Origin of the sequence: Actinophytocola sp., assembly GCF_035712165.1 — a bacterium.
Lineage (GTDB): Bacteria > Actinomycetota > Actinomycetes > Mycobacteriales > Pseudonocardiaceae > DASYTH01.
In genome coordinates, this window is the sequence record NZ_DASTBH010000008.1 from 1 (window position 1) to 7849 (window position 7849).

7 protein-coding genes are annotated in these 7849 nt (G+C 71.2%); 4 read left to right on the forward strand and 3 right to left on the reverse strand.

Annotated features, from left to right (window positions below; genetic code table 11):
* Positions 1 to 57: 57 nt before the first annotated feature.
* The 3 genes from VFO68_RS00420 to VFO68_RS00430 all read right to left on the reverse strand — a co-directional run bounded on the left by VFO68_RS00420 (position 58) and on the right by VFO68_RS00430 (position 2852).
* Positions 58 to 750 (reverse strand): response regulator transcription factor, encoded by a 693-nt coding sequence (locus tag VFO68_RS00420; RefSeq protein ID WP_325156081.1) that lies wholly within the window; start codon positions 748 to 750, stop codon positions 58 to 60.
* Positions 751 to 833: 83 nt separating this feature from the next.
* A complete protein-coding gene (locus VFO68_RS00425) occupies positions 834 to 1946 on the reverse strand; it encodes a pentapeptide repeat-containing protein (RefSeq protein WP_325156082.1) in 1113 nt (370 codons plus the stop codon).
* Between the two features lie 69 nt (positions 1947 to 2015).
* A complete protein-coding gene (locus VFO68_RS00430) occupies positions 2016 to 2852 on the reverse strand; it encodes a lysozyme (protein ID WP_325156083.1) in 837 nt (278 codons plus the stop codon).
* 267 nt (positions 2853 to 3119) lie between these two features.
* On the opposite strand from VFO68_RS00430, the gene VFO68_RS00435 reads away from it, so the two are divergent.
* From VFO68_RS00435 to VFO68_RS00450, 4 genes are all read left to right on the forward strand, one after another.
* Positions 3120 to 5243 (forward strand): putative bifunctional diguanylate cyclase/phosphodiesterase, encoded by a 2124-nt coding sequence (locus VFO68_RS00435; RefSeq protein ID WP_325156084.1) that lies wholly within the window; start codon positions 3120 to 3122, stop codon positions 5241 to 5243.
* 79 nt (positions 5244 to 5322) lie between these two features.
* On the forward strand, positions 5323 to 6120 hold the full coding sequence (locus VFO68_RS00440; RefSeq protein ID WP_325156085.1) for a D-Ala-D-Ala carboxypeptidase family metallohydrolase: 798 nt from the start codon (positions 5323 to 5325) through the stop codon (positions 6118 to 6120).
* 163 nt (positions 6121 to 6283) lie between these two features.
* Positions 6284 to 6655, forward strand: coding sequence for a transcriptional regulator (locus VFO68_RS00445; protein WP_325156086.1), 372 nt, complete (start codon positions 6284 to 6286; stop codon positions 6653 to 6655).
* Between the two features lie 48 nt (positions 6656 to 6703).
* Positions 6704 to 7849 (forward strand): PPE domain-containing protein (locus VFO68_RS00450; protein WP_325156087.1); only part of this gene is annotated, 1146 nt, incomplete at its 3' end.

Below are 7849 nucleotides of genomic sequence, written 5' to 3' on the forward strand. Positions count from 1 at the left end.
GCGAACCGGGGAGTCATGGGATCTCGTTGAGTTCCCGTAGCCCCACCGACCTTGGGGCTACGGGACACTCCTCCGGCCCGGGTGCCGGTGGTTCCGCACGGCGCGGACGGCGGACTCGCGGTCGGGCACGCCGAGTTTGCCGAGCAGGGCCGAGATCAGGTTGCTGACGGTTTTGGGCGCCAGCTTCAGTTCCGCGGCGATGGCGGCGTTGCCATGGCCGGCGGCGAGCAGGTCCAGCAGGGCCCGCTCCCGGTCGGTGAGCTTCGGGAGCGGGCCCGCCGCCCCGGGATTGGCCAGCAGGTCGAGCACGCGCGGCGCGATGTCCTGACCGAAGATCGCCTCGCCGGCGGCGATCCCGCGCACGGCCCGCACGATGTCCTCGTCGGTCGAGCCGTGCAGGAGGTAGCCCCGGCAGCCGGCGCGCACGGCGGTGAGCACCGACTCGTCGTCCGCGCGGGCGGTGTACACGAGCACCGCCACCTCGGGCGCCACCCGCAGCACCTCGCGGATCTTCTCGGTCCCACTCGTCGCCACGTCCAGGACGAGCACGTCGGGCTGGTGCCGCCGAGCCAGCACGACGGTTTCCGTGCCGGTCAACACGGTCATCCCGGCCGCGGCGGACAGGAGACCGTGGAGGTGGCCGACGACTCCGGGGTGGTCGTCGGCCACCAGCACGGTCAGCTCAGTTGGACCTGGCCGGGGAGCCGGTGGCCGGTCGCTGGGCCTGACCTTGTCTCGATGATCGAGCACGCCGAAATCTTGCGCGCGGGCCCGGGTGCCGGACATCCGTGGGCGCTACGTAACTCCCACGGACGGGCTACGTACCCACCTGATCACGCCCGCACCAGTCCGAACGATCCGCCACGGGTGGTGTCGACGGTCCACCCGGCGGGCAGCTGGACCTCCTGGTCGAGCGGGACCCGCATGCCGAAGGTCCGTGCGGTCAACCCACCGGTGACCCGAAGGTCCAACGGGCCGAAGCAGGAGTCGGTGAAGTCGACGGCGTGGTCGAACGTGGCGTCGGTGAAGGTCACCGGGTCGCGGAACGTGGTGTTGGCGAAGCTGGTCTTGCCGTGGAACCGGGCGCCCGTGAAGTCCACCAGCTCCTTGGCCCGGAACTTGCTGAACCAGGACTGGTCGTGGAACACCGCGCCGTTGAGGTAGACCCGGCCCCAGCTGCGCGAGCTGGTCAGCCAGGCGCCGCCGCGCACCTGGACGTCCCGCAGGTTGGTGTTCATGTAGAGGTTCATCTCGCGCGCCCGCAGGTTTCCGATCACCCGCTCGGCGAGGTTGAGGTACTCCAGCGTGGCGCCGTGCAGGTCGAGGTCGTATGCCACGGCGTCCGGATCGGACACCGGGTGGAGCAGGTCGTGGATCAACCGCTGCGCGGTGAGCCGCACCTGCAGCCAGCGGTCCGCCTCTTCCCGGGTGTCCCAGTCCGGTTCCTCGCCGCGCAGCTCGGCGAACCGCGGATGGTCGAACGGCCGGCGCAGGTAGGAGCACACCACGTCGAGCACGGTCTGGGTGTAGTAGGGCCGGCTGCGGGCCAGCCCGGCCAGAGCGTGCAGCGCGCCCACCCGAACCTGGTCGGTGTCGTTGCCGAGCAGTTCGACCGCGCGGGCGAACCGCTCGTCGGCCACCCGCTCCCGGTCGTGCTCGGCGCGGCGGCTCTCCAGCTCCTGCCGGGTCTGCTCCAAGGCGTAGCGCTGGGTCTCCAGGTTCTGCCGGCCCTGCTCGATCTCCTGACGCAGTTCCTCCACGCGCCGGCGGCGGTCGTTGAGCCACAGGGCGTACAGCGCGATCACCGAGCCGGCCGCGAGCCCGCCGGCCTTGAGCGCCTCGCCGCGGTCGATCCCGCCGGCGAGCACCCAGGTGGTCACCACCACCAACACGATGATCGCCAGCAGGACGGTGATCAGCCAGGGCAGGGCAGCTCGTCCGCGCACGCCGGACATCGTGCCATCGCCGGTGCACGCGGCGGTGCCGGTTCGGCACCGCCGCGCGCGGGAGGTGGGCTAATCCGGGGTCCGGGCGAGCACCAGCAGCCGGTCGTAGCTGCCGTTGAAGATGTTCTGGTCGATCGGCGTGGAGCTGTGCTGCCAGACGGTGTAGAAGCCCCAGCAGCACGGCAGGGCGCCGACGGTGGAGGAGTAGCGGGCCACCCACAGCGGGTTGGTGCTGCTGAAGTCGCCGCTGACACACTGGCTCCACCAGCTGGTGGACGTGTAGATCGCCGGGAACTTGCTCCACCGGGCGCGGTAGGTGTTGCTGAAGTCCAGGATCCACTGCGTCATGGCCGCCTTGGACAACCCGTAGCAGGTGGCGCCGTAGGGGTTGTACTCCATGTCCAGGGCGCCGGGCAGGGTCTTGCCGTCGGCCGACCAGCCGCCGCCGTGGGCACTGAAGTAGTTGGCCTGGGCGGCGCCGCTGGAGGTGTTCGGGGTGGCGAAGTGGTAGGCGCCGCGGATGAAGCCCTGGTTGTAGGAGCCGATGTACTGCTGGTTGAAGTACGGGTTGGTGTAGGTGGTGCTCTCGGTCGCCTTGACCCAGACGAACCGCCGGCCGGCGTTCCACTGCGCCGGCCAGTCCACGTTGCCCTGCCAGCCGCTCACGTCGATGCCGGCGACGGTCGCCGTGATGCCGACGTCCGGCGCGGTTCGGGACTCCACCGCGACGCCTTCGTGCTTGCGGATCTGCGACCCCATCGGGTGGTCATACGCCCGGACGTAGTCGTCGATCGCGACCGTCTCGCCGGCAGGTTCGGCGAGCGCCGGGGTGACGAACGCGCACAGCAGTGCGGCGGTGGTCAGGGTCACCGCCACGATGCGGGGCCGTTGCCTTCCGCGTGTCATGGACCACATAATCGCCCTTCCAATGCCCTCACGGTTACTGGCGGCACACTTACGGTTACCGCCCAGGACGGAATTGTGGGGGTTAAACAACCTATCTGTCACGTCTTTCCGTTAAAGGATCACAGAACCTGGCCAGACCGGTCAGATGGTCTAGACCACCTGACAGAATCTGACGGCGTGGAACTGGGCGTGGACGGAGGGTGAGAGCGGCCGTATCCTGCGCTTACCCCGCAGTGGGGCGTACAGGTGTGCCGAAGGGGTAACACGGTGGCTAGCCCTACGTGGCGCTCGGTGAAGGTGATCGCCAGCCGCGACTCCTTCGCCTCCGCGTGGGCCGCCGCTCTGGCCGGCACCGGCTACGTCGCCATGGACCGGGCCCGGCTGGTCGGCGCCATCCACGAGCTGTCCGAGGTGCTGGTCGGCGCCCTGCGCGCCGAACCGTTCCGTGCGGAGGTGGTGGACCAGGTCGGCGCCGCGCTGATCGACCTGCACTTAACCGGGCCGGATGCGCTCGGCTGCACGATCCGGCTGATCGGCGAGGAACTGCTGCGCTCCGCCGGGGCCACCGGCGATGCCCGGGCCCGGGACCGGGTGCCGGCCATCCAGGCCGCCGTGGCCACCGGGTTCGCCCGCGCGGCCCGCGAGTGGGTCTACCGCGAGCAGGAGGTCCTGCGCCGGGCGGCGCTCGACGCCCGGGACCGCGCCGAGGCGGCCGGCCGGGCCTCCGAGGCCCGGTTCCGCGCCATGTTCACCGACGCCGCCGTCGGCATCGGCATCTGCAACACCAAGGGCATCCTGCTCGAGGTGAACGCCGCGTTCGCCGACATGCTCGGCTACTCCGCCGAAGGGCTGCGCGGCACCGAGATCACCTCGCTGTTCCACCCCGAGGACGGCCCCGAACTGCGGTCCTACTTCGCGCAGACCGCCGCCGGGCTGCGCGACCACTACCACATCGAGCGCCTGTTCCGGAAGCGCGACGGCAGTCCACTGTGGACGACCTCGACCGTGTCCCTGGTCCGGGACGACGACGGCGACCCGCAGTACCTGGTCGGCATGGTCGAGGACATCACCGAGCGGCACCAGCTCCAGGAGCAGCTGCTCTACCAGGCCAACCACGACCCGTTGACCGGCCTGGCCAACCGCGCGCTGTTCACCGAGCGGCTGCACGCCGCGTTCGCCACCGGCGGCCCCGGCCGGCTCGCCCTGTGCTACCTGGACCTGGACGGGTTCAAGGTGATCAACGACAGCCTCGGCCACGTGATCGGCGACCAGTTGCTGGTCGCGGTGGCCAGCCGGTTGGACGGGCTGGTCTCGGCCGGCGACCGGCTGGTGGCCCGGATCGGCGGCGACGAGTTCGTGGTGCTGGTCGAGCACTCCACCGGGGTGGACGAGGTGGTCGGGCTCGCCGAGGAGATCCTCGGCTGCCTGTCCGAGCCGGTGCGCATCGGCGGGCACCGGCTGGCGGTGTCGGCGAGCATCGGCATCGTCGAGCGCGCGGTCGCCGAGTCCACGCCCGCGGAGATCATGCGCGACGCCGACATCACGCTGCACTGGGCCAAGACCGACGGCAAGAACCGGTGGGCGTGCTACGACCAGGAGCGCAACGCCAAGGAGATCGCCCGGTTCACGCTGTCCGCCACGATGCCGGCGGCGCTCTCGCACGGCGAGTTCTACGTGGACTACCAGCCCCTGCTGCGGCTGTCGGACGGCAAGCTGTACGGGGTGGAGGCGCTGGTCCGGTGGGCGCATCCGGAGTTCGGCCGGCTCGCGCCGGACCGGTTCATCGGGCTGGCCGAGGAGACCGGGCTGATCGTGCCGCTCGGCCGGTGGGTCCTGACCGAGGCGTGTGACCAGGCCCGGGAATGGCTGGAGGCGTTCGGCCCGGACGCGCCGCTGGTGAGCGTGAACCTGGCCGCCCGGCAGGTCGCCGAGACCGGTCTGGTCGGCGACGTCCGGGCGATCCTGGACGGGGCCGGGGTGCCGGCCACCTGCCTGCAGTTGGAGCTGACCGAGAGCGCGATCATGGGTACCGCCGGCGAGCCGCTGGCCGCGCTGCGCGAGCTGTCCGATCTCGGCGTGCGGATCGCCATCGACGACTTCGGCACCGGCTACTCCAACCTGGCCTACCTGCGGCACCTGCCGGTGCACGCGCTGAAGATCGCCGGCTCGTTCGTCGAGGGCCTGCGGGACGGCGCGGCGGCGTCCAAGGACACCCAGATCGTGACCGCCCTGGTGCAGCTCGCGCACACCCTCGAGCTGGAAGTGATCGCCGAGGGCGTGGAGACCACGGCGCAGGTGGATCTGCTGCGCCAGATCGGCTGCGACTCGGCGCAGGGCTGGCTGTTCGCCAAGCCCGGCCCGCCGGAGGAGATCGAGCGCTGGCTCGTCTGATTTGATCTCATACCTTGACGTGAGTCACCGACTGGTAGTAAATGCGGTGTGTAATTTTCTCCCTGCTACGGAGGCGCACATGCGACTACCGACTCGACTCGCCCGACCGCTCGCCCGGATCCTGCTCGCGCTGACGATGGTGGCCGGCGCGCTGCTGGTCTCCTCGGTCAGCAACCCGGCCGCCGCCGACGGCTGTTACACCTGGGGCCGCAGCCTCAGCCAGGGCGCGACCGGTGAGGACGTCCGCCAACTGCAGATCCGCATCGCCGGCTACCCCGGCACCGGCGCCCACCTCGGCATCGACGGCGACTTCGGCCCGGCGACGAGGGCGGCACTGGTGCGGTTCCAGCAGGCCTACGGGCTGTCCGCGGACGGCGTCGCCGGCCCGCAGACCTTCGCCAAGATCTACGAACTGCAGGACGACGACTGCACCCCGATCCACTTCACCTACGGCGAGCTCGACGACGGCTGCGGCGGCAGCGGCTACGACGGCGGGCCGCTGTCGGAGTCCGCGACCCGGTTCAACGCGCTGCGGACCATGTGGCAGCTGGAAGCCATGCGGCACGCGCTCGGCGACCGGCCGATCATCATCAACAGTGGCTTCCGCAGCATCCCGTGCAACCGCTCGGTCGGCGGTGCCAGTAACAGCCAGCACCTGTACGGCAACGCCGCCGACCTGGGCGCCGGCTCGCAAGGGTTCTGCCGGCTGGCCCAGCAGGCCCGCAACCACGGCTTCGGCGGGATCCTCGGACCCGGCTACCCGGACCACAATGACCACGTCCACCTCGACCTGCGGACCTCCAACTTCTGGTCCGCTCCGAACTGCGGCGTCTCCCTCGCCGCCGCGACCGGACAGGCCGAAGAGATCGACATCTGAGGCGGGACCGGCGGCACGCGCCCACGCGCGTGCCGCCGGTCGGCGCAGGGCTGTTGGGTAGCAAGAAACTCACCGCGCGGCCCAACCTTGGGGGAACCGCTGCGCGGTGTCGGACATCAGAGATACAGTCGTCGCAAATGCACAGGACTGAGGGAGACACGCCGTGTTCCTTGCAGACGGTGGTGGGGGTGGAGCCTCCTCGGCACCCAGCTATGCCGGAACCCAGACGCTTTCGCTCGAGCCGTCGGCGATTCCGGCCGCGCTCAACGCGTTCCGCGCCGCGCTGGCGCGGGTCGAGCGCAAGGTCGCGGACCTGGACGGGATGACCGTCGCGCCGTGGGCGGGCGATCCGGCCAGCAAGGAGACGGCGGTCCAGTTCGCCGAACGCTCCTACGGCGGCGGCGACTCGGCCTACCAGTGCCTGACCGGCTACCGGGACCAGCTTCGCAACGCGGCGGAGGCGTTGGAGCAGGCGCAGGCCGCGTACATCGCGATGGAAGGCGAGAACAGCGCCCTCTGGGGCGGGCAGCACTAAGCCGGCTGCACGACAGCTTCGACGGACGGACTCTCGAGGGAAGATCACATGAGCGCACGGTGGCGGGGGCACTCTCATCCCGAGCTGTACACGATGATCCACGCTGGTCCCGGGTCTGCGGCGTCCGATCCGCAGACCGCCTACTGGGACAGCCTGACCAAAGAACTCTCCGAGGTCGACGCCGACCTCAACCGGGCGCTCGGTGAGCTGAACGCCAACTGGATCGGCCCGGCATCGGAAAGCGCGACCACCGGCATGACCCCGCTGCAGGAGTGGGCCAGCGACGCGCAGACCGGCTCCCGGGTGATGGGCATCTCCACCCAGGACCAGGCGGAGTTCATCGCCACCGCGCGGGCCGAGATGCCCAAGCCGGTGCCGGTGACCACGCCGGAGCCGTCCGGGTGGGCGATGGCCGGCGCGGCCGGGATGGCCGTGCTGGGCAACCCCGGTCCGGCCGCCGCGCTCGCGGTGCAGGCGCTCGACCACGAACGCCAGGAGGCGGCGCAGAACGCGGCCGCCGACAAGGCCGTGGACACGATGAACACCTACGAGTCCAACAGCACCTGGAACCGCAACACGCTGGGCACCTTCGTGTCGCCGCCGGACGTCGTGGTGGCCACCCCGCCGCCCGGCGCCGGCCCGTCCGCCAGCGGTCCGATCGGAAGCTGGATCGGGTCGTACCCGCTGTCCTCCACCAGCAGCAGCACCGCGACCGGCAGCATCAGCCACGCGGGCGCGCCCGGTGGCGCCAGCGGAGGTTCCGGCACGCATCTCGCGCCGCCGCCCAACGTCGGCGGTGTCGGGGTCGGCTCTGCCACGCCCGGCGGTAGTTCCACCGGCTTCGTTCCGGTCGGTACGACCGACCCGCAGTTCGTGGTGCCCGGGCCGGGGCCGACGCCCACCCCGCTGCCGCCCCCGCCGCCCCCGCCCGTTCCGGGCCCGCCGATCGTCGGCCCCGGCCCAGGTCCCATCCCCATCCCCGGTCCCAACCCGCCGCTGCCCGGCCCCGGGCCGGTGCCCGGTCCCGGCCCAGCGCCGGGTCCCGGTCCCAACCCGCCCGGCAACGTGGACCCGCGCTCGACCAACCGGCCCAACGCGCCGTTCGGGCCGCGCGGCACCGGCGGACTGCCGCCCACCGGCTTCGGGCCGGAGGGCAGTGGCCGCGGCGGCCTCGGTCCCGGCGCGCCGGGCAGC

Coding starts and splice junctions, on each gene's coding strand:
- VFO68_RS00440 (WP_325156085.1), top strand. CDS start 5,323: ATGCGACTACCGACTCGACTCGCCCGACCGCTCGCCCGGATCCTGCTC.
- VFO68_RS00430 (WP_325156083.1), bottom strand. CDS start 2,852: ATGACACGCGGAAGGCAACGGCCCCGCATCGTGGCGGTGACCCTGACC.